Source organism: Leifsonia sp. Ger2509 (assembly GCF_055231915.1).
The window spans coordinates 3761045-3786033 of sequence record NZ_JBUYVB010000003.1 but is presented as its reverse complement, the minus strand read 5'-3'; the positions used below and the strand labels follow the sequence as shown (position 1 = coordinate 3786033).

At 67.4% G+C, this 24989-nt stretch carries 26 protein-coding genes; 7 read left to right on the top strand and 19 right to left on the bottom strand.

Annotated elements, in window-relative coordinates:
• Position 1: 1 nt before the first annotated feature.
• Genes rdgB through murI form a run of 3 tightly spaced genes read right to left on the bottom strand, consistent with a single transcriptional unit; the run spans position 2 to position 2188 of the window.
• Positions 2 to 598 carry an RdgB/HAM1 family non-canonical purine NTP pyrophosphatase gene (rdgB, locus tag ACV7NN_RS18310; protein ID WP_463350984.1) on the bottom strand — a complete coding sequence of 199 codons (597 nt, stop codon included), beginning with the start codon at positions 596 to 598 and terminating at the stop codon, positions 2 to 4.
• Positions 595 to 1335, bottom strand: a complete 741-nt coding sequence (gene rph, locus ACV7NN_RS18305; protein WP_463350983.1) for a ribonuclease PH — start codon at positions 1333 to 1335, stop codon at positions 595 to 597. Before rph ends, rdgB begins: the two co-directional genes overlap by 4 nt.
• Positions 1336 to 1339: 4 nt before the next feature.
• On the bottom strand, positions 1340 to 2188 hold the full coding sequence (gene murI / locus ACV7NN_RS18300; protein ID WP_463350982.1) for a glutamate racemase: 849 nt from the start codon (positions 2186 to 2188) through the stop codon (positions 1340 to 1342).
• A 44-nt stretch (positions 2189 to 2232) separates the two neighbouring features.
• Here murI and ACV7NN_RS18295 point away from each other — a divergent pair, with 44 nt between their 5' ends.
• The gene (locus tag ACV7NN_RS18295) at positions 2233 to 3543 is read left to right on the top strand and encodes a nicotinate phosphoribosyltransferase (protein WP_463350981.1); all 1311 of its coding nucleotides are present in this window, start codon (positions 2233 to 2235) and stop codon (positions 3541 to 3543) included.
• Between the two features lie 10 nt (positions 3544 to 3553).
• Here the strand turns inward: ACV7NN_RS18295 and ACV7NN_RS18290 are convergent, their stop codons facing one another.
• From ACV7NN_RS18290 to ACV7NN_RS18280, 3 genes are read right to left on the bottom strand one after another with little or no spacing between them, the layout of a single operon-like run.
• The gene (locus ACV7NN_RS18290) at positions 3554 to 3838 is read right to left on the bottom strand and encodes a DUF3039 domain-containing protein (RefSeq protein ID WP_463350980.1); all 285 of its coding nucleotides are present in this window, start codon (positions 3836 to 3838) and stop codon (positions 3554 to 3556) included.
• A gap of 25 nt (positions 3839 to 3863) precedes the next feature.
• The gene (locus ACV7NN_RS18285; RefSeq protein WP_463350979.1) at positions 3864 to 5405 is read right to left on the bottom strand and encodes a hypothetical protein; all 1542 of its coding nucleotides are present in this window, start codon (positions 5403 to 5405) and stop codon (positions 3864 to 3866) included.
• Between the two features lie 11 nt (positions 5406 to 5416).
• A complete protein-coding gene (locus tag ACV7NN_RS18280) occupies positions 5417 to 7177 on the bottom strand; it encodes an ABC transporter ATP-binding protein (protein ID WP_463350978.1) in 1761 nt (586 codons plus the stop codon).
• Between the two features lie 367 nt (positions 7178 to 7544).
• On the opposite strand from ACV7NN_RS18280, the gene ACV7NN_RS18275 reads away from it, so the two are divergent.
• From ACV7NN_RS18275 to ACV7NN_RS18260, 4 genes are all read left to right on the top strand, one after another.
• Entirely contained in the window at positions 7545 to 8237 is a 693-nt protein-coding gene (locus ACV7NN_RS18275; RefSeq protein ID WP_463350977.1) for a phosphocholine cytidylyltransferase family protein, read from the top strand.
• A gap of 64 nt (positions 8238 to 8301) precedes the next feature.
• A complete protein-coding gene (locus tag ACV7NN_RS18270) occupies positions 8302 to 9171 on the top strand; it encodes an ABC transporter permease (protein WP_463350976.1) in 870 nt (289 codons plus the stop codon).
• On the top strand, positions 9171 to 9908 hold the full coding sequence (locus ACV7NN_RS18265) for an ABC transporter ATP-binding protein (RefSeq protein WP_463350975.1): 738 nt from the start codon (positions 9171 to 9173) through the stop codon (positions 9906 to 9908). The genes ACV7NN_RS18270 and ACV7NN_RS18265 overlap by 1 nt, the downstream gene beginning before the upstream one ends.
• A 120-nt stretch (positions 9909 to 10028) precedes the next feature.
• Positions 10029 to 10343, top strand: coding sequence for a hypothetical protein (locus ACV7NN_RS18260; protein ID WP_463350974.1), 315 nt, complete (start codon positions 10029 to 10031; stop codon positions 10341 to 10343).
• A 7-nt stretch (positions 10344 to 10350) separates the two neighbouring features.
• Here the strand turns inward: ACV7NN_RS18260 and ACV7NN_RS18255 are convergent, their stop codons facing one another.
• Positions 10351 to 10662: a helix-turn-helix domain-containing protein gene (locus ACV7NN_RS18255; RefSeq protein ID WP_463350973.1), complete on the bottom strand. Its 312-nt coding sequence runs from the start codon at positions 10660 to 10662 to the stop codon at positions 10351 to 10353.
• Between the two features lie 120 nt (positions 10663 to 10782).
• Here ACV7NN_RS18255 and ACV7NN_RS18250 point away from each other — a divergent pair, with 120 nt between their 5' ends.
• On the top strand, positions 10783 to 11688 hold the full coding sequence (locus tag ACV7NN_RS18250; protein ID WP_463350972.1) for a hypothetical protein: 906 nt from the start codon (positions 10783 to 10785) through the stop codon (positions 11686 to 11688).
• Between the two features lie 9 nt (positions 11689 to 11697).
• Here ACV7NN_RS18250 and ACV7NN_RS18245 read toward each other — a convergent pair whose 3' ends face one another.
• The 4 genes from ACV7NN_RS18245 to ACV7NN_RS18230 form a co-directional block, all read right to left on the bottom strand.
• On the bottom strand, positions 11698 to 12588 hold the full coding sequence (locus ACV7NN_RS18245) for a glycosyltransferase family 2 protein (RefSeq protein WP_463350971.1): 891 nt from the start codon (positions 12586 to 12588) through the stop codon (positions 11698 to 11700).
• A complete protein-coding gene (locus tag ACV7NN_RS18240) occupies positions 12575 to 13393 on the bottom strand; it encodes a CDP-alcohol phosphatidyltransferase family protein (RefSeq protein WP_463350970.1) in 819 nt (272 codons plus the stop codon). Before ACV7NN_RS18240 ends, ACV7NN_RS18245 begins: the two co-directional genes overlap by 14 nt.
• A 2-nt stretch (positions 13394 to 13395) precedes the next feature.
• Positions 13396 to 14442 carry a glycosyltransferase family 2 protein gene (locus tag ACV7NN_RS18235; protein WP_463350969.1) on the bottom strand — a complete coding sequence of 349 codons (1047 nt, stop codon included), beginning with the start codon at positions 14440 to 14442 and terminating at the stop codon, positions 13396 to 13398.
• A 125-nt stretch (positions 14443 to 14567) separates the two neighbouring features.
• Positions 14568 to 16202: a S1C family serine protease gene (locus tag ACV7NN_RS18230; RefSeq protein ID WP_463350968.1), complete on the bottom strand. Its 1635-nt coding sequence runs from the start codon at positions 16200 to 16202 to the stop codon at positions 14568 to 14570.
• Between the two features lie 181 nt (positions 16203 to 16383).
• On the opposite strand from ACV7NN_RS18230, the gene ACV7NN_RS18225 reads away from it, so the two are divergent.
• Positions 16384 to 17595: an aminotransferase class I/II-fold pyridoxal phosphate-dependent enzyme gene (locus ACV7NN_RS18225; protein ID WP_463350967.1), complete on the top strand. Its 1212-nt coding sequence runs from the start codon at positions 16384 to 16386 to the stop codon at positions 17593 to 17595.
• Here ACV7NN_RS18225 and ACV7NN_RS18220 read toward each other — a convergent pair.
• Genes ACV7NN_RS18220 through ACV7NN_RS18185 form a run of 8 tightly spaced genes read right to left on the bottom strand, consistent with a single transcriptional unit; the run spans position 17574 to position 24927 of the window.
• Positions 17574 to 18380 (bottom strand): carbon-nitrogen hydrolase family protein, encoded by an 807-nt coding sequence (locus ACV7NN_RS18220; RefSeq protein WP_463350966.1) that lies wholly within the window; start codon positions 18378 to 18380, stop codon positions 17574 to 17576. The genes ACV7NN_RS18225 and ACV7NN_RS18220 overlap by 22 nt on opposite strands.
• The gene (locus tag ACV7NN_RS18215) at positions 18370 to 20124 is read right to left on the bottom strand and encodes an ATP-binding protein (protein WP_463350965.1); all 1755 of its coding nucleotides are present in this window, start codon (positions 20122 to 20124) and stop codon (positions 18370 to 18372) included. The genes ACV7NN_RS18220 and ACV7NN_RS18215 overlap by 11 nt, the downstream gene beginning before the upstream one ends.
• On the bottom strand, positions 20121 to 20519 hold the full coding sequence (locus ACV7NN_RS18210) for a response regulator (RefSeq protein ID WP_463350964.1): 399 nt from the start codon (positions 20517 to 20519) through the stop codon (positions 20121 to 20123). Before ACV7NN_RS18210 ends, ACV7NN_RS18215 begins: the two co-directional genes overlap by 4 nt.
• Positions 20516 to 20656, bottom strand: a complete 141-nt coding sequence (locus tag ACV7NN_RS18205; protein ID WP_463350963.1) for a hypothetical protein — start codon at positions 20654 to 20656, stop codon at positions 20516 to 20518. The genes ACV7NN_RS18210 and ACV7NN_RS18205 overlap by 4 nt, the downstream gene beginning before the upstream one ends.
• Positions 20653 to 22137, bottom strand: a complete 1485-nt coding sequence (locus ACV7NN_RS18200; protein ID WP_463350962.1) for a glycosyltransferase family 2 protein — start codon at positions 22135 to 22137, stop codon at positions 20653 to 20655. The genes ACV7NN_RS18205 and ACV7NN_RS18200 overlap by 4 nt, the downstream gene beginning before the upstream one ends.
• Positions 22134 to 22865, bottom strand: a complete 732-nt coding sequence (locus tag ACV7NN_RS18195; protein ID WP_463350961.1) for a PHP domain-containing protein — start codon at positions 22863 to 22865, stop codon at positions 22134 to 22136. The genes ACV7NN_RS18200 and ACV7NN_RS18195 overlap by 4 nt, the downstream gene beginning before the upstream one ends.
• Positions 22865 to 23863 (bottom strand): ATP-grasp domain-containing protein, encoded by a 999-nt coding sequence (locus tag ACV7NN_RS18190; protein ID WP_463350960.1) that lies wholly within the window; start codon positions 23861 to 23863, stop codon positions 22865 to 22867. Before ACV7NN_RS18190 ends, ACV7NN_RS18195 begins: the two co-directional genes overlap by 1 nt.
• Positions 23860 to 24927 (bottom strand): PIG-L deacetylase family protein, encoded by a 1068-nt coding sequence (locus ACV7NN_RS18185; protein ID WP_463350959.1) that lies wholly within the window; start codon positions 24925 to 24927, stop codon positions 23860 to 23862. The genes ACV7NN_RS18190 and ACV7NN_RS18185 overlap by 4 nt, the downstream gene beginning before the upstream one ends.
• Between the last annotated feature and the right edge of the window lie 62 nt (positions 24928 to 24989).

The following is a 24989-nucleotide window of genomic DNA, read 5'->3' as shown; positions in this document are numbered from 1 at the left end:
ATCAGGAATTCAGGAGGGCGCGGATGACCGGCACCAGCTTCGCGAACGCCCGTGCCCGGTGGCTCTCCGCGTTCTTCACCGCCGGTGCGAGCTCCGCCACGGTGAGGTCGTAGCCCTCCGGGATGAACACGGGATCGTAACCGAACCCATGCTCGCCGCTCTCGCTCATGGCGAGCGCTCCCGGCCACACGCCCTCCACCACGGTCTCCACGCCGGAGGGCAGGACGAGAGCGATCGTCGCCGTGAAATGCGCTGCCCGCTTGCCCTCACCGAGGTCGGAGAGCTGATCGAGCAGCAGCCTCCTGTTGGCGACCGCGTCGCCGTGTCGTCCGGCCCAGCGCGCAGAGAAGATGCCGGGTGCGCCACCCATGACATCGACGCAGATCCCGGAGTCGTCGGCGAGCGCCGCAAGGCCCGTGTCCGCAGAAGCGACGCGCGCCTTGATGAGCGCGTTCTCGGCGAACGTCACACCGTCTTCGACCGGCTCAGGGCCGCCGTACGCGACGATCTCGAGCTCAGGAGCCGATGCCCCGAGAATGTGCTGGAATTCTTCGACCTTGTGGGCGTTGTGGGTCGCCAGCACCACCCGCAGGGTCAACGCGTCTCGGCGATCGCTGCGGCCTGGATGCCCGCAAGCGTCGTGGTGCCGGAGAGCGCGAGGTCGAGGAGCGAATCGAGTTCGCGGCGATCGAACGGCGCGCCCTCGGCGGTGCCCTGCACCTCGACGAAGAGTCCGCGCCCGGTCACGACCACATTCATGTCGGTCTCGGCGCGCACATCCTCCACGTACGCGAGGTCGAGCATCGGTTCGCCGTCGATGATGCCGACCGACACCGCCGCCACCGAGTCGAGAAGCGGCGTCGCCTTCTGCCCGATGAAGCGGTGTTCACGGCCCCACTCGAGCGCGTCGGCGAGCGCGACATAGGCACCGGTGATCGCTGCGGTGCGGGTTCCGCCGTCGGCCTGGAGCACGTCGCAGTCGAGGACGATCGTGTTCTCGCCGAGGGCTTTCATGTCGACGACGGCACGCAGGCTCCGCCCGATGAGGCGGCTGATCTCGTGGGTCCGGCCGCCGATCCTGCCTTTGACCGATTCACGGTCCATGCGGTCGTTCGTCGAGCGCGGGAGCATGGCGTATTCCGCGGTGACCCAGCCCTTGCCCTTGCCGGCCATCCACCGCGGCACGCCGTTCGTGAACGAGGCGGTGCAGAGGACGCGCGTGTCCCCGAACGAGATGAGGGCCGAGCCTTCGGCCTGGCGGCTCCATCCGCGTTCGATGGTGATCGGGCGCAACTGGTCGGTGGTGCGCCCGTCGGCGCGGATGATTTCGTTCACCGGGTCAGACTATCTTCCCGCTGGAGTGCGCGGCGATCGCGCCGAGGTCGAGCGTGCCGGTGCGCACCAGGTCGACACTCGCCACCTCCGGTCCGATGAACCGGTGCGCGAGGCGGAGGAAGTCTTCCGCATCCACTCCAGTCGCTTCGTAGCGGATGCTCGGAGTACCGGGCGCAGTCCGCTCCAGCCCCCGCCCCACCAGGATGCGGTAGACGTCGTTGGCCGTCTCCGTGTCGCTCGAGACCAGCGTCACGCCCTCGCCCATGACATAGGAGATCGCTCCCTTGAGGAACGGATAGTGGGTGCAGCCGAGCACGAGCGTGTCGACCTGCGCATCCCGGAGAGGCTGCAGGTACTCGGCCGTGACCGCGAGCAGTTCGTTCCCGCTGGTCACCCCCGCTTCGACGAATTCGACGAATCGCGGGCACGCCTGGCTGAAGAGCTGGAGGTCGGGGGCGGCGGCGAAGGCGTCCTCGTAGGCGCGCGAGTTGATGGTCCCCGTGGTTCCGATCACACCGACCCTGCCGGTCTTCGTCGCGGCGACCGCGCGTCGCACTGCAGGCTGGATCACCTCGACGACGGGCACGTCGTACCGCTCGCGGGCATCCCGCAGCATGGCGGACGAGGCGGTGTTGCACGCGATGACGAGGAGCTTGACGCCCTGATCGACGAGGAAGTCGAGGACTTCGAGCGAGTATCGCCGCACCTCGGCGATCGGCTTGGGCCCGTACGGCGAGTGGGCCGTGTCACCGACGTAGAGGATGGACTCCCCCGGGAGCTGGTCGCGAACTGCGCGGGCGACGGTCAGCCCGCCCACACCGGAGTCGAAGATTCCAATCGGTGCATCGGTCACAAGAAGCCAGCCTATTGGATCGACCCGCTCGCTAGGCTTGCCCCGTGTCCGGTTCATCCGCCCTCCTCACCGACCGCTATGAACTCACGATGCTGGATGCCGCGCTGCTGGCCGGAACCCACGATCGCGAGTGCGTGTTCGAAGCCTTCACCCGACACCTGCCGCCCGGCCGCCGGTACGGCATCATCGGCGGAACGGGTCGCCTGCTCGAGCTCATCGAACAGTTCCGCTTCGGCGACGAAGAGCTGGAGTGGCTGCGGAGCGCGCGGGTGGTCAGGGATGCGACGATCGACTGGCTCGCCGACTACCGCTTCACCGGTTCGATCAGCGGTTACCGTGAGGGCGAGGTCTACTTTCCCGGTTCACCGTTCCTCGTGGTCGACGCGCCTTTCGCCGAGGGGGTGATCCTCGAGACCCTGATCCTCAGCGTCTTCAACTTCGATTCGGCCGTTGCGAGTGCCGCCGCGAGGATGGTGACGGCGGCGGCGGGCCGGCCGATCGCGGAGATGGGCTCGCGCCGCGCGAACGAACGCGCGGCCGTTGCCGCTGCGCGCGCCGCCTTCATCGCCGGGTTCAGCGCGACCTCGAACCTGGAAGCCGGGCGCACGTGGGGCGTTCCGACGATGGGAACGGCGGCGCATGCATTCACCCTCCTCCATGATTCGGAAGAGGATGCTTTCCGTGCCCAGGTGGCGGCGCTGGGCCCCGGCACGACTCTGCTCGTCGACACGTTCGATGTCGAGCGGGCCATCGAACGCGCGGTGCGTGTCGCCGGTCCCGAACTCGGTGCCGTGAGGCTCGACTCCGGCGACCTGCCCTCGCTGGTCCGCAAGGTCCGCGCTCAGCTGGACGCGCTCGGCGCGACCGGGACCCGGATCACCGTCACGAACGATCTCGACGAATTCACGATCGCGGCGCTTTCATCCGCCCCCGTCGATTCGTACGGCGTCGGAACGTCCGTCGTCACCGGCTCCGGTTTCCCCGCTTCGGGAATGGTCTACAAACTGGTGGCCCATCGTCCGCGCGGACACGTCGGCGACTGGATTCCTGTCGCCAAGAAGTCTGAAGGCAAAGTGAGCGTCGCGGGGCGGAAGCATCCGGTGCGCAGGCTCGACGAGTCGGGCCGTGCTGTCGCCGAGGCGATCCATATCATCGGTGACGGTGACGAGGTGTCCGATCGCGGCCGCGACCTCCTGGTTCCGTTGATCGCGGATGGCGTCATCGATCGCCGCTATGTCGGTGCGGACGGCGTCTCACGCGCGCGGGAGCATCGTGCTGCTGCGATGGCGGAACTCCCCGAGCAGGCTTTCCGGCTCGGACGGGGCGACCCGGTGCTGCCGACGATCTTCGTCTAGCGGCAGGCTGTCAAGCGTCGTTCAGCTTCTCGTAGATCTCTTTGCAGGTCGGGCAGACCGGAAACTTCTGCGGGTCGCGACCGGGCGTCCACATCTTTCCGCACAGCGCTTTGACGGGCTTGCCTGTCATCGCCGACTCGAGGATCTGCTCCTTCTTCACGTAGTGCGAGAACCGCTCGTGGTCTCCGGGCTCGATGTTCTCCTGCTGGATCAGTTCCTCGAGCTCGCGGTCGAGGGTGGTCGTACCGCCCCCGTCGGGGATGCCACCGGGTTCGGAAATGCTCGCGTCGTACATGCTTCCAGTGTAGGTCGGCCCGCGCTCAGTCGTTCCGGGTGGCGAACGCCATCAGCTCGGTGCCTCGACGGTCGAAGATCCTTCCGCCGGCGTAGAGCCCTCCGAAGAGTGCCCCGAAACCGATGAGCACGGCCACGACCGGCGACACCATGATCCAGAACTGCGCAACGACCAGGCCGAGCACGAACGTCGCGATGATCGGTGCCGCCAGGAGGATGATCGCGAAGAAGCTGAGCGACTGGACCAGGGCGGCTGAGGCGCCGGAGGTCTGAGGCTGTGCGAAAGCGCTGTCGCCGGGCTTTGTGGCCGGGTACGGGAACATCGCGGAGGCGACGCTGGAGAGACCGATTCCGATCAGGAGCAGGGCGCCGCTCAACGCGGCTACCGCGGGCAGCACCACCCAGTCTCCGAAGACGGCCGCTGTCACCACGGAACCGATCGCGATCAGGGGGATGCCGATGAGCACGACAGGGAAGATCCGCCCGACCCGATCGGCGAGCCCGCGGGTGCCGGAGACGATGTGCAGCCAGATCGCCGTGTTGTCGAAGGCGATGTCGTTGTGGATCGTCCAGCCGAGGAAGAGGCACATGATCGGCAGTGGCAGGAGCGCTGTGTAGTGCGGCGGGATACCGGCGACGGTCAGCGCGACGACGATGAAGACAGGGAAGATCGGGATCATCACGAGAGCGATCCAGTACCGCGCGTCACGGCCCCAATAGGTGATCGAGCGTGCCGCGATGGCGGCGGTCGGTCCCCCGGGGAGGCGATCGAACCATCCGAGCCCTGCGTAGGCCTTGGCCTGGGCCTCGCGCTGCGGGGTCACGAGCATCCGCGCCACCAGTGCCGCCCAGGCGAGCCAGAGGAGACCGAGCGTCGCGGCTGCGATGAGCACCTGGAGCACCGCTGCGCCCCAGTCGCCCTGGGCCGCAGCCCCCGGCGCCGACCAGACCGCGCCGAGCGGCGTCCAGGCGAGCCAGCCGGCGAACCCGTTGAGCACGCGCATGCCGTCGCGGCCCCAGTCGATCGTCAGGAGCAGGATGACAACGGGCGAGATGAGGACGACGATCAGGACGCCGACGAGGCCGCCGAATTCACGCGATCTCCTCGTCGCGAGAAGGAACGATGCGACCGAGGTCGAGATCCGTGACGCCAGCACGCAGGTGAGGACGGCGAGCGCCGCACAGACCAGCGCCACGAACGCCGAGCCGGGATCGCGCGACCAGGTGATCACTGTGGAAAACGAGCAGATCGTGAGCACGAGTGACGGGATGCCGATGAGAGCCGCGAGCGCGAGCCCGGTTGCGAGCTGCCGGCTCTGGATGCCGAACAGCGAGAACTTGCGGGGGTCGAGCGTGTCGTCGACTCCGAAGACGAGCGGAAGCAGGATGAATCCCACGACCACGACCGATCCGATCACTGTCAGCACGGTGTGCACGATTGCGACGTCCGACGACAGCCGCGCACCTGCCAGCGAGAGCACGACCACGATGGTGATGATCAGGCCATAGGTCAGTCCGATCACGAGGCCGAAGACCTGCCACGGGCTGCGCCGGAAAGCGTTCGCCATCAGGCGGAGCTTCAATCCGAGAAACTGTGCAACCACTCCATGCCTTCCGCAGCTTTGCGCCCGCCCGCCAACTCGACGAAGCGCTCTTCGAGCGTCTCCTCACCGCGGACCTCGTCGACCGTCCCTGCGGCGAGCACCCGGCCCCGCACGATGATCGCCACGCTGTCACAGACCCGCTGGATGAGGTCCATGCCGTGGCTGGAGAGCACCACGGTTCCACCGGCGGAGACATAACGCTGGAGGATGTCGATCACGTTCGCCGCCGACACGGGGTCGACCGATTCGAACGGCTCGTCGAGCACGAGGAGCCGCGGCGAGTGGATCATGGCGGCCGCGAGAGCGATCTTCTTCGTCATGCCGGCTGAGTAGTCGGCGACGAGCCGGTTGAGCGCATCCTCGATGCCGAGCGCTCTCGCGAGGTCGGCGGAGCGTGACCGGACGACGTCGTTCTTGAGCCCGCGCAGCGTCCCTGAGTAGTAGAGGAGCTGCGCTCCGGTGAGCCGGTCGAAGAGCCTGAGCTTGTCCGGCAGCACTCCGATCGTGCGCTTGGCCTTGACCGGGTCGGCCCAGGCGTCGACACCGTGAACGAGAACGCGGCCGGCGTCGGGCCGGAGCAGTCCGGTGACCATGGAGAGCGTGGTCGTCTTGCCCGCGCCGTTCGGTCCGACGATTCCGTAGAAGGAACCACGACGCACATCGAGGGAGACTCCGTCGACCGCGACGTTGTCCCCGAACCGCTTCACAAGGCCGGACAACGAGAGCACGATCGGGGCGGTGGTCGCATCGGGAGCGACCGGGGTCTCGGTCGTCGCGGCGACGACAGCAGACGATGAAGCGAGCTCGGCGAGCTCCTCGTCGACCGTCGATTCACCCTCCACCAGGACAGTGCCCTCGTCGACCGCCGGAGCCTCGTCCACGACCGGGGACGCGTCGACGCGCGCGGGCTCGACAGCGACGACGGCGTCCTCGACGATCGGCACGTCCTCGACGATCGGCACGTCCGCTACGACCGGCACGTCCGCTACAACCAGCGCCTCGCCGGACGGTGCCGCCACGACAGCCGGTGCTTCGACAACCGGCGCCTCGGCGACAGCCGCCTCCTCGACGACCGGAGTCCTCTCGACGACCGGAGTCCTCTCGACGACCGGAGTCTCCTCGACGCGAGCAGTCTCGACGACAGCCGCCTCCGCCGGCTCCTCCCGGACGACCGGCACCACCGCGGGCGCCATGTCGACAGCCGGTTCGACGCTCATCGCCGGAGCGGGGGCGGCCTCCACGGGCTTGGTGGTTCGTGTGCGGGACGCGGCCGGCTTCTGCTGGGACGCCGGGGCGGCGGCGCGGGTCCGCGAGGCGGCCGGCTTGCGAACGGGTGTCTTCACCGGTGGCTGCTCGGCAGCTTCGGACGTCGTGGATCGGGCGGCCGGCGCCCCTGCGTTCGTCGTTCGCGTCGTCGACCGCGCAGCGGGCTTGCGAGTCGCCGGCTTGCGCGATCGAGCCGCCGGCGCAGCAGGCGACTCCGCGACGTTCGCGGCGGCGTCGGCCTGCGCGGCCGGCTCCGCGGATTTCGGCGATGACTCGGCGACGACCGTCGATTCGACTGCGGCCTCGTCGGATTCATCCCGCTTCCGGTCCGCGGGAGTACGGGTGGATGTGCGTCGAGCGGCCGGGGTCGCACGCTTCGACGGAGTGGTTGCGGGAGCCTTCGCCGGCGTGCTCGTCGATCGGGACGAACTCGCCCGGCGTGTGGACGCCCGCGGAGCGCTCGCCTTCATTTCCGGCGTCTCGGAGGACTCGGGGCTGTCAGAAGGTGGGCGCTCGAAACTCACTCCGCTAACGTACCAAGCCGGTCTCCCATCCGCGTCCCATACGCACGAAGTTGTGCAGTTCTGCACCCCCGGAAATGCGTCGTTACCCGCGAAATGGCACCTAGGAAAGTCCTGTGAGGAATATCACGAGTGCGCAACGACCTCGACTACCCCTGCCCCTCGAAGGGGTGCATCGGTAAACTGGCGACGGCATAAAGGGGTGTCGATACGCGTAAGTGCGGATTAACGCCGGGTGAACGCTCCTCTGGGGGATGCGGTTCGCGTGGCCGACGCTGGCGAAGCCAGGGGTCGCACGGAACACAAGGAGACGATTATGACCACGCAGGTAGTGATTCTGGCGGCCGGAATGGGCAGCCGGCTCGGCCGAACCCTCCCGAAGCCCCTCACCGAGCTGAGTGATGGCCGCACGATCATGCAGCAGCAGTTCGACAACATCCACCACGCCTTCGGCAAGGCCGCCAAGGTGACGATCGTCGTCGGCTACAAGCTCGAGCACATCATCGAGGCGTTCCCCGACGCATCCTTCGTCTACAACGAGATGTACGACCAGACCAACACCTCCAAGAGCCTCATGCGCGCCCTCCAGGCATCGACCGCCGGCGGCGTGCTCTGGATGAACGGCGACGTCGTCTTCGACCCCACCGTGCTCGACCGCGCGGCCGCGATGGTCGCACGAGACCAGACTTTCGTGACGGTCAACACCTCGTCCGTTGCTGACGAAGAGGTCAAGTACACGACCGGCGCTGAGGGCTACATCGAAGAGCTCTCGAAGACCGTCAAGAACGGACTGGGCGAGGCCGTCGGCATCAACTACGTGTCGAGCGGCGACAAGGCAGCCCTCCTCCGCCAGCTCCAGCGCGTCGGAGACCAGGACTACTTCGAGCGCGGCATCGAGCTCGCGATCGAGCAGGACCGCATGCTCGTCGAGCCGGTCGATATCTCCGACCTGTACGCGGTCGAGGTCGACTTCGCGGAAGACCTCGAGAGGGCGAATCTGTTCGTATAGTCGTATGGTCGCCGATGCGTGCTGCGCCCTTCCTTGCGCAGCCTGACCAATACGATGGGTTTTCGTGAGTACATACGCTGAAGTGCGCCCCGGCCAGCGGACGCGTTCTGCTCGCTATCGCCACTCGCTGTGGCTCCTGACCAAGCGCGATCTTCGTGTCCGCTACTCGACGAGCGCTCTCGGCTACTTCTGGTCGATCCTCGATCCCCTGGTGATGAGCGCGATCTACTGGTTCGTCTTCACCCAGATCTTCAAACGCTCCGTCGGCGAGGACCCGTACATCGTGTTCCTCCTGGCAGCGCTCCTGCCCTGGATGTGGTTCAACGGTGCCATCTCGGACTGCACGAGAGCCTTCCTGCGGGAGGCGAAGCTGATCCGCTCGACGACGATCCCTCGTACCATCTGGGTCAATCGCCTCGTGCTGTCGAAGGGGATCGAGTTCCTCGCGTCGCTGCCCGTGATCGCACTTTTCGCGATCGTGAGTCACGCATCCCTCAACTGGAACATCCTGTTCTTCCCGCTCGCCGTGCTGATCCAGACGATCCTGACGGTCGGGGTGGGCATGATCGTGGCACCGCTCGTCGTGTTCTTCCGCGACCTCGAACGGGCGGTGAAGCTGTTCCTCCGGTTCCTCTTCTATGCCTCCCCGATCATCTACAGCGCGCGGGATCTCCCGGGCGGCTGCACCACGGCCGTGGCCGCGAAACACTGCGCATCCTCCGTCGGCCAGCAGGCGGACACGCTGTTCAGCTGGCACTTCTGGGCCGCGTTCAATCCCCTCACCGGAATCTTCAGCCTGTACCGGTCCGCGTTCTTCCCCCAGGAGCTCGACTGGTTCCTCGTCGGGGTGGCGGCCTTCGTGTCGCTGCTCCTCCTCGCCCTCGGCTTCTTCGTCTTCAAGCGCTGCGAACGCGCTGTGCTGAAGGAGATCTGATGAGTGCACCGGTGATCGAGGCGCGATCGATCGGCATCCGCTTCCGTCGCAATCGCGGCGGGCGACGACTGTTCAAGGACCTCTTCTCGTCGAGCAACCGCCGCAGCAAGCCCGATGAGTTCTGGGCGCTGCGCAACCTGAGCTTCACGGTGCAGGCCGGTGAGGCGATCGGCGTGGTCGGCCGCAACGGTCAGGGCAAGTCGACGCTGCTGAAGCTCGTGGCAGGCGTCGTCCTTCCCGACGAAGGCGCAGTCGTCGTGGCCGAGGGCGTCGCCCCGTTGATCGAGATCACCGGTGGATTCGTCGACGACCTCACGGTCCGCGACAACGTCTACCTGACCGCCGGCCTCCACGGGATGACCCGGAGCCAGATCGACGACCGTTTCGCGGACATCATCGGGTTCGCTGAGATCGAGGATTTCGTCGACACGCCGTACAAGCACCTGTCGAGCGGAATGAAGGTGCGGATCGCCTTCTCGGTGATCTCGCGGCTCGAGGAGCCGATCATCCTGGTCGACGAGGTGCTCGCGGTTGGCGACCGCGGGTTCAGGGAGAAGTGCTACGCCCGTATCGAAGAGCTTCTCGAGGGCGGCCGCACGCTGTTCTTCGTCTCGCACAACGAGAAGGACCTGCGCCGGTTCTGCTCTCGCGGCCTCTATCTCGACAAAGGCAAGCTGGTGCTCGACGGTCCGATCGACGACGTCCTCGCGCTGTACAACACCGACTACGGCGTCTGAGCCGGCTTTCTCGTCGTCGTCTCCTCCACAGCGGACGAGTTCTTCGCCGTGTCCCCAGAAATCGTCGACGGCGACGGCGCGACCGGTGAGATGGTCGGATGCCGGACATAGCGTGGCCGCATGATCCGACGCAGAACTCCGCGCATCCCCACACCGTTCCGACACCGACCGGCCGCCTACCGCGTCCCCTGGCAAGTGGAACGAGAGGCCACACCCCACTACCGCATCCGGAACATCGCCGACCACGCGCTCCGGGGTGTGACGGTCAGCGTCTGCGGGAGGTCGCGGCTGAAGGTCGCGGCACCCTCTGTCGTGCATCCGGGTGGCGTGATCCGAGCGACGGTCGGCGGTCCCGACCCGGCCCATGACACGATCGTCGTCATCCGCTGGTTCGCTCCCGACGGCGGTGAGTACCTGTGGCAGGTGAGCTTCTGACGGACTGTCAGCCCGCAGTGCCCGCCCGGAGGTTCCGTTCGCGCATGTACTCGGCGGCGGTGAGCGCGTGCATCCGCACGGGCAGGTCACCCTGACCGAGACCGCCGACGAGGGTCGCGGGGTCCACGCCCAGCACCGCCGCGATCCGCACGATCGTGTGGAGGCTGGGGTTGGCGACACCGCGTTCGATCTTGCCGAAATTGGTGACGTGCATCTCGGCGAGGTCGGCGATGCTCTCCTGGCTGAGGCCGAGCGCCAGCCGGGCGTCTCGGACACGTTCACCGAACAGGCGGGCGGCTTGCGAATGTGGTTCAGGCATACATCATGACTATTCGTCCCAAGCCTGGGAGACCAGAGCGCATCCGCCTCTACTGTTCATGCCACAAGTACACAATGCTGACAATACATGTATTCGGGGTGCGACGTAGACTCGGGTTCGATGGCACGCACACCGAAACCGATCGTCTCGTCCACAGGGGGAACGCCGCGCGGGGGTCAGACGCCCCCCGTACTCAACCGCGGAATCGATCGGTTCCTCGCGATCCAGCGCCCCGTCGTGCTCGCACACTTGAGATCGATTCGTCGCCGGAACCCCGGAGCCACGCCGGCACACCTCGCCACGATCCTCGAGCGCCGCTACCTGGCGGCGGTCACCACCGGTGGAGCCGCCGTCGGCGTGACCGCCGTTGTCCCCAGCATCGGCACCGGCATCACGTTGGCCCTGTCCGGACTCGAGACCGCCGGGTTCCTCGAAGCGACTGCCCTGTACGCCCAATCGCTCAGCGAGCTCCACGGGATTGCGGTCGACGAACCCGACAGGGCCCGAGCGCTCGTGCTCACGATGATGCTCGGGCGCGAAGGCTCAGAGCTCGTGCGCCAGCTCGCCGGGCAACTCGACGGCACGGCTGCGCCACGAACCGCATACTGGGGCGAACTCATCGCCTCCAATCTCCCCCGCTCCGTCGTCGGCCCGCTCGCCGACCGACTCAAGCGGGTGTTCGTCCGCCAGTTCGCCGCGCGCGGCGGAGCGAGCATCATAGGCCGGGCGATTCCGTTCGGCATCGGTGCTGTCGTCGGTGGCACCGGCAACAACCTGCTCGGCCGGCGTATCGTGCAGAACTCCCGTCTCGCGTTCGGACCGGCCCCGGCAGACTACGTCGCAGCGCTCGACCTTCCCCCACTCGTCATCCGCTCGCGTCCGACGATCCTGACGTCGACGGGCACCGGACTGAGACGTGTCGGGAGTGCCGCAAACGGGGCGGCCATTGGAGCAGGTCGTATGGCGCGTCGAGCACTGCCGTGGCCCCGGTCCGGGGCACGACCCGAACCCACGCACGAGGACTGAGGTCCGGTCTCAGACGACCGGCGGCCGTCCGCCGCGCGTCATGCGCCAGACGGTTCGCCAGGACACGGGTCTGCGCTCGCCCGGATCCGTCTTCCAGCCCTCCACCCATCCCTCGAACCATGCCGCGAGCGCGGCCGGCCGGCGGAACCAGCGGAGAAGCTGGATGCCCGTCCAGGCGCCCACGTAGATCGGGATGAGCACCGCCGGCAGGTTGCGCCGCGCGAGCCACACTCGGTTGCGTGCGTTGAGCCGGTAGTAGTACGAGTGCCGGGTGGGCTCGATCGCCGGATGGTTCGCGACGAGATCGCCGGCGTACCAGGCGCACCTGCCCTGGTCCCAGACACGCCAGGCGAGCTCGATCCCTTCATGCGCGTAGAAGAACGGGTCCGCCCAGCCCCCGGTCGCCTCGAAGACATCACGAGGGATGACGACGGCACCCTCCCAGACGGAGAACACGACGCTCGACTGGTCGGCCTCACCCTTGCGGATTCGCGGCACCCAGCGCCGCGGTGCCGTCGTCCCGGAAGGGTCGACGACGCGAGGCTGGATCATCCCGATCGCCGGGTCCCGGATGAGGTGGGCCGCGGCGTCGGCAAGGAAGTCGGGCGACGGGACGCACGCGTCGTCGTCGAGAAAGAAGAGCAGCTCGCCCGACACGCACGGCACGCCGCGGTTCCGACCGGCGGGGATCCCCAGGTTCTCGTCGAGCGCGAGCGTAGCGACGCCATCGGGAAGCGGTGGTTCCGCGGTCGCGGGATCCCAGCCGTTTCCGACGACGACGATGTCGAGGCTCACACCGCGCTGCGCGAGGACGGATTCGATACCGCGCCTCAGGTCATCAGGTCGCTTGCCCTGGGTCAGGACGACGATTCCGAAGGTCGTCGCCTTAGGAGCGGACACGCTTCGACGCCATGATCGCAACGAAATGCCCGATGAGCGCGAGCAGCGACAGCGGCACCAGGACGACGACGAGGATGCGGTTCGCGAGCTCGTCGCCGATGAAGAGGCCGACGACAGCGGCCAGCAGAGCGAGCATCGTGAGTTCGACCGAGTGGTAGAGGCGGTGGAACGGTACGAAGCGTGCTGCACGCCGAAGGGTCGAGACGAGCCCGTGGGTTGGGGCGGACTCGCCGTGCGTGTCCGCGAGCTTCGCAAGCCCGGCGTTGGCGCGGGCGACATGCACCATGTCGTTGAGTGCCTTGTTCAGCACGATGATCAGGGCGAGCGTCACGCCGAGGGTCGTCCAGAGATAGTCTTCCGGCGCCTGGAACGGGAAGCCGGCGGCGCGGATGCCCAGCACGACGGGGATAAGCGCCTCCGTCGTGTAGTGCCCGACCTTGTCGAGGAAGACGCCGGCGGGCGACGACGTTCCCCGCCACCGCGCGACCTCCCCGTCGCAGCAGTCGACCAGCATCTGGAGCTGCCCCAGGATGAGCGCGAGGACGGCCCCCCAGATCCCGGGGATCAGAAGGGCGGCGGCCGTCGACCATCCGACCAGGATCATGAGCCCGGTCACGCCGTTCGCCGAGATGCTCGTCTTCAGCAGGAGCCACGTGAGGTACGGGGAGAGATTGCGAAGGTAGAGCGAGGCGGTCCAGTGTTCAGCGTTCCGGCGGCCGCGCACTTCGGGCGGCTGCGCCACGGCGCGGAGTTCGGCGATCGAAGTCGGATGGGCGCCGTGGGACCCGGTTGCAGAGGCGTCCATGCCTACCTTCCCGTGTGTGCTGTGATGTTGCGGGTGAGCGAGAGGAAGCCCAGCACGAAGCCGATCCCCCAGCAGAAGTGGATGCAGGGCAAGACTACGAGAAACCAGAGTGTGGCGCGAAAGCCGTCGGAGCGCGTGAGCGCGACCGCAGCGACGATGACACTGAGCAGGTAGACGGCTGGGATCGCGAAGCCGAGAAGCAGCCACGGGGTCGCCCCGACGGCCACCTGGACGATCCCGGCGATGCCGAGAAGGAAGCCGAGCGTCACAGCGACCACCATCGCAGGAGGGACGAAATACCGGATGCCGTTGGCGGCCGGAAAGCGTCGGGCGAGCTCGCCGCGCCACACGCCGGTCGAGACGAACTGGCGCGCGAGCCTGTCCAGGTTCGGCCGTGGCCGATAGGTCACCTTGAGGCGCGGGGTGAACCAGACCGTGCCGCCGGATGCCCGCAGGCGCCGGTTGAGCTCCCAGTCCTGACCCCGTTTGATGCCCTCGTCGAAGAGGCCGACGTCGAGCAGCCGCTGCCGTTGGAAGACACCGAGATAGACGGTCTCCGCCGGACCTTCGTCGCCGCCGACATGGAGTTTGGTGCCGCCGAGACCGATCCTGCTGCCGTAGGCGCGCGCGACCGCACGCTCGAACGGCGTGATGCCCTGCGCATCCATGATGCCGCCGACGTTGTCGGCACCGGTCGCCTGGATGGTCTCGACCGCGATCCTCGTGTACTCGACGGGGAGCACGGAGTGCGCGTCGACGCGCACGACGATCGGGTAGATCGATGCCTCGATCGCCAGGTTCAGCCCGGACGGCGTCGAGCCGATCTCGTTGCCGACGATCTTGATGCGCGGGTCAGCCGCTGAGAGCTCAGCGACGAGCTCGGTCGTGCCGTCGATGCTCGGTCCGAGCGCGAGGGTGACCTCGAACGGCCCTGCGTAATCCTGGGCGAGCAGACTGTCGACCGCGGCCCTGACGTGGGTTACCTCGTTGAGCACGGGCATGACGTAGGACACACCTGGGAGGGTGCGCTCTGGTGCCTGTTCCGCCATCTGTTCCATTCGCCGTTCGGGTCGGTTGAGCTTATCAGCAGTGGTGAATCGCTCTCTGGCGGCGCACACAGGAAGCCGCCCCCGTGGCTAGTACACGGGGGCGGCCGGACGATCGCGGAGGCGATCTATTTGGTGCTGAGGGTTCCGAGGGTCACGGTCGTGGTCTTCGTCGCGCCACCGCGCACGTAGGTGACGTCCACCTTCGAGCCGCCGGCCACCGCTCGCACCTGAGCGGTCAGGTCCGTCGCGCTCGTGATGGGGAGCCCGTTGAAGTTGGTGATGATGTCACCGGACTGGAGGCCGCCCTTGTCGGCTGCGCCACCGCTGGTGACGTCCTTGATCTCCGCGCCGACGGTCGTGCTCTTCGTGTCGTCCGTCGCGGACGACACGGACGCCCCGAGGAGGCCGTGGCTTGCCTTTCCGTCCTTGATGAGCTCCTCGGCGATGCGGTGGGCCAGGTTCGCCGGGATGGCGAAGCCGACACCGATGCTGCCCGACTGGCCGCCGGTGCCCGAGGTGCTGCTCGCGCTGGCGATCGCAACGTTGACACCGATGATCTCGGCCTTGTCGTTGAGGAGCGCACCACCCGAGTTGCCGGGGTTGATCGCCGCGTCGGTCTGGATCACCGGGAGCGAGATGGTCGCGGTAGCCGTCGTCTGGCCCTGGCTTCCGCTGCCGCTTCCGCCCTGGCCGGGGAGGTCGAAGTTCCACAGGTTGAAGGGACCGCCGCTGCCGTTGCCGTTGCCCTGCGTGCTGTCGCCGCTGCTGGGCGCCGCCGACGACGCGATGCTGATGCTGCGGTTGAGCGCGGAGACGATGCCGTTGGTGACGGTTCCCGAGAGGCCGAGCGGTGCGCCGATGGCCACCGCGGTGTCGCCGACGTTCAGCTTGGCGGAGTCGGCGAAGGTCGCCGGGGTGAGCCCGCTCGCGCCGTTGAGCTTGATGACCGCCAGGTCGGTGGTCGGGTCGGTGCCGATGATCTTGGCGCTGTACAGCTTGCCGTCGTTGTCCTGCACCTGGACCGTCACGTTGGAGGCCTGGCCGTCGAGGGTGACGACGTGCGTGTTGGTGAGCACGTAGCCGTCGGACGAAAGGATGATGCCCGATCCGGTTCCGCCTGAGCTTCCGCCGGTCACCGAGATGGTGACGACGCTGGGCGATGCCTTGGCGGCGACCGCCGTGACGACCGTCGCGTCGTTCGGATTGTTGACCGTGATATTGGTCGCGCCGGCTGCGTTGCTCGACTTGACCGTGGTGTTCTGCGATGCAGCGTAGATTCCTACGACGCCGCCACCGGCGACACCGCCGATCAGAGCGCCGATGGCGAGGGCGGCGACGATCAGCCCGGTGTTGCGCTTCTTGGCCGGCTTCGCGGCTCCGGGAGCAAGCGGAGCGGTCGGCTGGGTCGCGTAGCCCTGGGGCGCCCCGTAGGGGGCGTAGACGGGCGCGGCGGGCTGGCCGAAGGCGCCGTGTCCGTAGTTCGGCTGCGGGACGGTCGGCTGCGGGACAGTCGGCTGCGCGGCCGCCGGCGCTGCGATCGGCGTCTGCGGCACGGTCGGCTGCGTGTCGGCAGCAGTCGCCGCGGGAGCAGGAACCTCGGCTGCAGGCGCGGCCTGAACCTCAGCGGTCGCGGGCGTCTCGGCGCCGGAAATCTCAGGTGTGGATGCAGCGGGCTCGACGACCGACTCGGTGCGGTCGATTTCAGGCTGCGCCTTGGCGGACTCCGGTGTGATCTCAGAGCCGTTCGTGTTGTCGGTCATGGTGTTGCTCCTTCCAAGCACTCACAGCATCCGCCTCGTACCTGAGCATTCTATTTGGACGCCCTGTGAGCGACCTTCCGCCTGTCGATGACTCTCCCGAGGCCCAACCACCCCGGCGAACCTGTGAAGCCGTAGGTTGGAGTCGGATGCCCCGCACACGTTCGGGCACGAAGGGAGCAGCATGGTCGTTGCAGGATCGTGGCAGCGTGCTGCACGCGGCGCGGGCCTCCTCTCCCCCGACGGACGAAGCGCGCCGACCATCTTCGCTGAGATGAGCGCGCTCGCGAGCAGGACCGGCGCCATCAACCTCGGACAGGGCTTCCCCGACGAGGACGGTCCGGCCGCCGTCCTCGATGCCGCGGTCGACGCGATCCGCTCCGGGCAGAACCAGTACCCACCGGGGATCGGGATCGCCGACCTGCGCCTGGCGATCACCGAGCATCAGGAGCGCTTCTACGGCATCCGCCTCGACCCGGACAGGGAGGTGCTGGTCACGGCCGGCGCGACGGAGGCGATCGCCGCGACGCTCCTGGCCCTCCTCGAGCCCGGTGACGAGGTCGTGACCTTCGAGCCCTTCTACGATGCCTACGGCGCGCTCATCGCGCTCGCCGACGGAATCCACCGCACCGTCCCTCTGATCGGACCGGACTTCCTTCCCGACCCGGACGCGCTCCGGTCGGCGGTGACCGATCGCACCAGGGTCATCCTCGTGAACAGCCCGCACAACCCGACCGGCTCGGTCCTGCCGCTTGAGATCCTCGAACTGATCGTCGATTTGGCGCACCGCCACGACGCAGTGATCGTGACGGACGAGGTGTACGAGCACCTGACCTTCGGCGTCGACCACATCCCGATCGCATCGCTGCCCGGCGCGCGGGAGCGCACGGTCAGCATCTCGTCAGGAGGAAAGACGTTCAGCACAACGGGCTGGAAGGTCGGCTGGGTCATGGCGCCGGCCGAACTGGTGACGGCGATCCTGGCCGTCAAGCAGTTCCTCACGTACGTCAACGCCGCGCCGCTCCAGCCGGCGATCGCGACGGGCCTGCGCCTCGGCGACGCGTACTTCACTGGCATCGCCACCGAGCTCCGGGCGAAACGCGACGTGCTCTCCGCCGGCTTGCGCAGCGCCGGATTCGAGGTCTCCGAGCCGCGCGGCACGTATTTCGTCGTGGCAGATGCAGCGCCCCTCGGCTTTCCCGATGCCGTCGAATTCTGTCGCAGGCTCCCGGAGCTCGCCGGTGTGGTCGCGATCCCGCTCTCGGCCTTCTGCCGCGGCGATTACGCGGCCGGCACGGCGTCGCTTGTGCGATTCGCCTTCTGCAAACGAGTCGACGTACTCGAGCGCGCCGCCGCCCAGCTCGCCGGGCTGCGTCAGCGTTCGACGACGCGGTAACGACGGAGCGAGAGCGACGGATTCGCACGACGCACGGCGTCGAGCCGTTCGCGGGAGAGGGTGGCGGTGGCCAGACCGGACGTCTCGCCGAGTGCCGCGAGCGTGACGCCCATCGGATCGAGGATCGCGCTTGCGCCGACACCGATCGGGGGGGTCTGGTCTGCCGCGGCGACGAACACCGTGTTCTCGATCGCCCTGGCTGCGAGCAGCGTCGACCAGTGCTGCTCTTTGAGCGGGCCGCGCACCCATTCAGCAGGAACGAGCACGATGTCGGCACCGGCGTCGACGAGACGCCGCGTCACCTCGGGGAACCGGATGTCGTAGCAGGTCTGCATCCCGACCCGGAAGCCGTCCAGGTCGAACGTCTGTGGCTCCTCGAGGCCGCCGGGGACGACCCAGGTCGACTCCGACGCTCCGAAAGCGTCATAGAGGTGCTGCTTGCGGTATGTCGCCTCCAGCGCACCATCCGGCCCGACGGCGACGAGGGTGTTGGAGAAGCGCTGCGGGTCGTCGACCCGTTCGACCAGGCCGGCGACGATGTGGATGCGGTGCGCCGCGGCAAGGCGCTCCAGGTGGGCGACGAACGGCCCGTTCAGCGGCTCGGCCGCCTCGACGAAGGAGTGCCCCAGCGGATGCACGAAGTACGACGAATATTCGGGGAACAGCACGAGCCGGGAACCGCCGCCCGCGGCACGCTGCACGAAGGCGGCGATCGTCTCGCGATTCGCGACGACATCGTCGCCCGGTGCGAACTGCGCGACCGAGACCTGCGTGTCAGGAGACATCGTCGCCCCGTCCTTCGAGCGGAATCCGCACGGTGAACGACGTGCCGAGACCCTCTTCGCTCGCGATGCTCATCCTGCCGCCGTGGGCGGTCACGATCGCTTTGGTGATGGTGAGGCCGAGGCCTACGCCGGGAACTGCGTTGCGCGTGGCAGTGGATGCGCGGAAGAACCGCGTGGAGAGCTGTCCGAGCTCGACCGCGGGAATCCCCATCCCGGTGTCGCTGACGGTGATGCACGCATCCGCACCGTCGCGCCCCAGGCCGACGGTGACCGTTCCGCCGGGCGGCGTGAACTTGATCGCGTTCGAGATCAGATTGTCCACGGCCTGCCCGACCCGCTGCGCGTCGCCCCTGACCAGCAGAGGACCGTCGTCGATGCGCGCGACGAGCGCGATCGCCGCAGTGGAGGCCGCGGGGCGTGCGGATTCGATCGACGTGCCGATCACTTCGGAGAGGTCGAGTTCGCGCAGGTCGAGCGGGAACTGCCCGGACTCGACCTGGGCTGTGAAGAGGAGGTCGCCGACGAGCCGGAGGAGGCGGTGGGCGTTGCGCTCCGCGACGCCCAGGTACTGCAGCTGCTCGGCCGAGAGCGGGGACTCCTCGTCGTCGCGCATCAGCTCCAGGTAGCCGAGGATCGAGCTCAGCGGCGTGCGGAGCTCGTGCGAGATCAGCCCGACGAACTCGTCCTTCAAGCGCGAGAACTCCCTGGCCTTCGTCATGTCCGTCGCGACGAAGATGAAACCGATGCGGTGACCGTTCTCGTCGAGGCGTGGCGTGGCCGTGACCTGGACGGGAACATGCTTTCCGTCGGCCCGGACATAGGTCCAGTCGCGCGCATCGGCGTAACCCGCCCGCACGGCGTCGACGAGCGCCGAGAAGTCGTCCGGACTCGAGATGGTCACGTTGCGTGCATCCAGCTCGTGCAGGCGCTCTTCGAGTTCCGAGTGCAGATGGAAATCGACGACGTGCCTGCCCGCGGAGGTCACCTGGTCCGCTGTCAGGCCGAGCATCTTCTCAGCGCCGGGGTTCCAGACGTCGATCAGGCCGTCGAGGTCGGTCCCGATCACCGACTGCTCGGTGACCGCGTTCCAGATGCTGAGGATGAGACGGTTGGCCGTCTTGAGTCGCGCTTCATTCAGTTTCAACTCATCGCTCGCACGCACGGCACTGTCGAGGAGCTCCATGCGTTGTTCAGCGGCCGCCTTCGCTGCGGCGAGCTGCTGCCGCACCCGGTGTGCGATCTCGTTGATCACGAATGCCACGACGAGGTAGATGATCGGCGCGTAGAAGGCGCGGACCAGGTCAGTGGCCGTCGACACCCGGCCGTCGAAGAGGATGGGCGCCAGCAGCACCAGGAACGTACCGACGGCCGCGATCAGCGCGTTGATCCTGCCCTCTTCGGTCGCGATCCATACGAACGGCAGAAGCAGGATGGACCCGAACGGCGAGATGACCCCGCCCGTTCCCAACCGGAAGAAGCCGACGGCGATGAGCGAGGCCGCGGGAACGAGGATCGCCGCCTCTGTCGAGAAGCGCGACCAGGGCATGATGGCAGCGAGCACGCTCGCCAGCGCCACCAGCACGACGCCGATGACGAAAGCCGTGAAGTTGGTGATCACAGCGACGGGACCAGGCACGAAGAGCAGCACGATCGCGACGGCGAACGCGAAGATCGTCGGCAGCTGCTTGATCAGCGGTGACGGCGAATCGAGGGAGATCCTCGCCAGAAGGCGGTCGAAGGTCACGCGGCGTCCGATCCGTCGAGCATCTCGGTGATGGTGGCCGCCAATTGGCGCGGACTGAACGGCTTGACGATGAACCGGTCGGATCGGACTTCGACCGAAGCCTGATCGGTGAGCATCTGCACGGAGGCGGAGACGATCAGGATGAGCGTGGAGTCGTACCGCGCGTCGGCGCGCATGTGGTCGGCGACCTCGATGCCGCTCATCACCGGCATGGATATGTCGAGCACGATCAGGTCGACTCCTCCCCCGTCGATGGCGTCGAGTGCGGACCGCCCGTTGTCGACGGCCGCGACGATCTCGACGCCGGCGCGTTCGGCGGCGATGACCATCAGGCGGCGGATGTCCGGGTCGTCGTCGGCGATGACCACACGCCGAACGGCGTCGCTCGCGCTCATGAGAAGAACACCACCCGGATGACCACCAGCACGGCGACGACCAGAAGTGCGATCAGCGCCTTCGGTATCAGCGCGAACTCGGCCCGCCGGTCGGCGTCGATCTCGGCCTGGAGTGCGGCCTCCTCATCGTGGTTCATCCGAGAACCCTCCCCGTCTTCTCCGTCTTGTCCCAGGTCCGAGCGGCTCCGCGCCATTCCTTGATGTATGAATCGACCGTCACAGCGCACAGGATGGGTCCGTAGCCGACGATGTAGGTCAGCAGCGGCGAGAAGATCCGTCCGATCCTGGTGGAGTCTGCGAGCTTGACCAGCCAGGCCGCGACCATCGACAGTGTGATCCACGCATACACGAACAGCGTCCATGCCGCCTCGGCCTCCGGCGAGAGGTGAACACCGAACCACCCGAGGAGGACCATGTCGAGCAGTCCGGGGAAGAATGCCGAGACGAGCACGACGATCGAGATGAGTCCAGGGAAGAGGATCGCTTCGCGCCAGCTGCTCCGGCCCGTCCGCGGGTCGAGTTGGACGCCGAAGACCATCGCGAAGACATAGGTGCAGGTCGCCAGTGCCCAGGTCGATCGGAAGACGGCAGCGGCCAGGTCGCTCTGCAGCAGGAAGAGCCCCACGAGCCCGACCGTCGAGAGCACCATCGCGACCGGAAGGAGGAAGATGCTGAACCAGAACACCCCGAACGAGATGCTCCCCAGTCGGTGCGTGCGCGATGGGCGGAACCAGAGCTTGCGGTACATCTTCGTGACCTGAACATTGCCGCGCGCCCAGCGGAGCCGCTGCTTCCAGAGCGCGGCGATGCGATGCGGTTCCTCCGCGAGCACGACCGCGTGCGGCTCGAAGACCACCCGGCGGCCGCCGACCTGCGTGCGGAACGTGGTGACCGTGTCCTCGGCGAGCGTCGTCGTGTCGATCGCTCCACCGATCGCCTCGAGGTTCTCGCGCGAATGCAGCTGCGCTCCCCCGGCGAGGCAGGCGATCGCGCCGAGAACATTCTGGGCGCGTCGCGAGGCGGACTGCGCGAGCACGTATTCGAGTCCGACGAACCGGGTGAGGAAGTTGCGGTCGGAGCTGCCTTCCCTGATGTAGGCCGTGACGGCTCCGACCTCGTCGTCGGCGAGATGGCGCGTCATGCGGCGCAGTGAATCCGGGAGGTAGATGACGTCGGCGTCCATGATCAGGAGCGCCTCCATCCAGTCCTCGGCCAGAACGGCGCGGATGCCGTGGTTCAGCGTGTGCGCCTTGCCCTCGCCGCCCTTCTCCCGTCGCAGGTGGAACACCCGCCCGGGGTGACGGGCCGCCATACCGAGCACGACATCCGCCGTGTCGTCGGTGCTGGCGTCGTCGACGACATAGACACGCAGCGCGTCCTGGGGGTAGTCGAGGGCCAGGAGGCGCTGGATCGATGCACCGATCACAGCGCCTTCGTTCCAGGCGGGGACGATGACCGCGACCCGCGGAAGGTACGGGGCGGCGCGACCGTAGTGGTTGATGAACGCGTGGAACGGAATGATGATGAACTGGTAGGCCATCGCGACGATCGGAACCGCACCGATCGCGACGAAGATCAGCAGGATCGTCGTGAGGACGACCAGCCAGAAATCGCTCACGGGTGCTCCTCGGAGCTCGCGTCCGTGAGGATGGAGGCAACCCGTTCGTAGCGGCCCACCGTGTCGGCAGAATGGCTGTCGGTCGACGCCACGATCCGGGCTCCGGCGTTCAGGGCGGCCCGGACCGCTCGCGGCCCCGGGCATCCCCATTTCTCATTGATCTCGATGATCGTCCCGGTGCGAGCGGCAGTGAGCGCCCATTCCCGGAGATGGTCGGCGCCCAGCTGGTCCTCGGAGAGCCCCACTTTGGGCAGGATCGAGAACCAGTGCGCGAGCTGCGCGTTCGCCGTCGCTTCCATCGCCCGATTGCCGGCGGCGATGAAGAGATCGAGCGCATCGGAGGCGGCGAGCCCGTTCTCCAGCCGCTCCCGCGTCTGCGAGGGAGACCATGGGCCGCCGATGCCAGGGAACTGGTGGTCGCCGATGACGATGGCATCGAGTCCGCCCGTCCCCGCCACGAGGCCCGGAGGGACATCGACCGCGCCCGAAGCGTCCAGCAGTTTCGCTTCGACGCCCGTCAGGACCGTGAGCGACGGATCGTGCGCTTCGGCCCCCACCGCCGCAAGGAACTCCGGAACCCAGGTCGTCGACTGCCGCACGTGATCGGTCAGCCGGATCTCGCGCAACCCGACCGCTGCCGCCGCCGCAAGGTTCTGGGCCAGCGAGCTTTCGGCGTCGTCCGAGAAAGTCGAGTGGACGTGATGGTCGCCGAGGAGCACGTCCGCCACTACTCGCCCGGCCCCTCTGCGTGGGCCGCATTCTCGGAGACGAGAACGGTCGAGGGATCGAGGAACACGTCTTCGAGGAAGCGCACGTTCGCGAGCTCGACGAAATCGACGCGCTGCGGAACCTCCCGCCCGATCACCAGATCGTGGAGCAGTGACGGCATGTCGACACCGGAGGCGATCGTGAGCGGCATCGCTCCCGGGAATCGCGGGTTCACCTCGAGAAGCGCGGGAACGCCGTCGGATCGGTATCGCAGCTGCACATTGGCCACTCCGGACAGCCCGATCGCGCGAGCGACCGCAGCGGCCGTGTCGGATAGTTCGGCCCTGCGCACGGTGCGGCCGGCGATCGAGACGCCGGAGTCGACGCGTTCCCGTGACCGTGGCACCGCGGCGATCACCGAGCCGTCGAGCCCGGCGAGCACATCGACCGAGAACTCCTCGCCGGGCAGGTGCTCCTGGATGATATTGCTCTCGTCGTCGCCGAGTGCATCGAGTGCAGCACGATCGGCGACGAGCCGGACCCCGCGCGACCCTGCGCCACTGCGCGGTTTGACGATCACAGGGAACGTCCAGTCGAAGGCGCGGCCGTGCTCGTTGAGCAACCGGGTCACCGGAACCGGAACCGTCGGGCTGCACCGCTCGGCGAGCAGGAACTTGTCGAGACAGACGGCGAGGGTCTCCGCGCTGGGAGCTGCCAAGCGTGCTCCGACCGCGAGCAGATCATCCCGGCGCGCTGCCAGCCCGGGCAGCTCGACATCGACAGTGGAGAAGAGCACGTCGATCCCGTCGGCCCGGCACAGATCGATCACATCGTCGACGAACCTGTCGGCACGCCCTGGAGGAACGATCCTCCGACGGTCTGCTCCGACGAGGTAGAGCCCGCTCGCCCAGCCGTCCATGTCGGCGGCGAAGACCTCGACGTCTTCGCGCTTGAGGAGCGAGCGGAGCACGGCGACGCCTGCGGGTCCGCCGACACCGGTCACGAGAACGCGGGTCATGAGGTCTCACTCTCCCGCCGCGCAGCGGTCGAAATCGAGGATGCCGGCACGGAGATGTCGGCCGTGTCCTTGACGACCTCGAGCGGTTCGCAGCTCGTCCCGCCTCCGAACCGCGACCAGTAACGTGCCGTCGCGAGCACGAAATCGGGTTCGAGGTACGTGCGCACCTCGGTCTGGGACTGGAAGCAGCTGATGAGCGCGAGCTTGGCCTCGGTGAAGCCGTCGATGGGTACGAAACGCGTCGGGCGGAAATCGATGGTCGCCGACGGGCTCTGATAGCAGCAGACCGTGCGCACGGACCTGGTCGCGACGAGCGTCGCCGCGTGGACGGCCCGATGGTCCTGGTGGCGCTCGTGCGCGCTGTGCGTGTAGACGATGTCGGGCCGCACTTCTGCGACCACCCGCTCGATGATGCCCACGGTGGGATCGGCCGCCGAGATCTGCGTGTCCTCGAGGTCCTCCATGAAAAGTCGCGCCCCGAGCAGCTCTGCCGCAGCGAGGGACTCGTGCTGGCGGTCGTCGGCGTCGCCGCCCCTCGCACCGCGTGACATGGTCAGGATGACCACGCGATTGCCCGCGGCCCGGTGCGCCGCCAGGATCCCGCCGACACCGATCTCCACATCGTCGGGATGCGCGCCGATCGCGAGCACGACCTGCGGTTCCTGCGCCGTCTTCGTGAGTCGCCCCTTCGACGCCAGGCGCGTGACGATGGAGACGAGGTCGGCCGAGGCGATGGGCTTCGTCAGGAATTCGTCGGCCTGGCTCCGCAATGCGGAGACGGCATACTCGATCGAGACGTGAGCGGTCATCACGACGACGGGCATCCCGGGATATTTCCGGCGCAGCTCCTTGAGCAGGTCGAGGCCGCTGATCCCCGGCATCTCGATGTCCGTGATGACCATGTCGGGTTCGAAATCCGCGATGCCGTCGAGCGCGAGAGCAGGATTCGTGATGGCCAGGACGACGGCGTCCGCACGCTTCTCGAGCACGGTCTTCATGAAGAGCGCGACGTCCGGATCGTCTTCGATCACGCAGACCCGGTACTTCTGCAGCACGTTCGCCATCGGCTCCCCCTCTAGGGGTCAACTCTATTGGCCGACGCACGAAATTCCATGACACCCGGCGG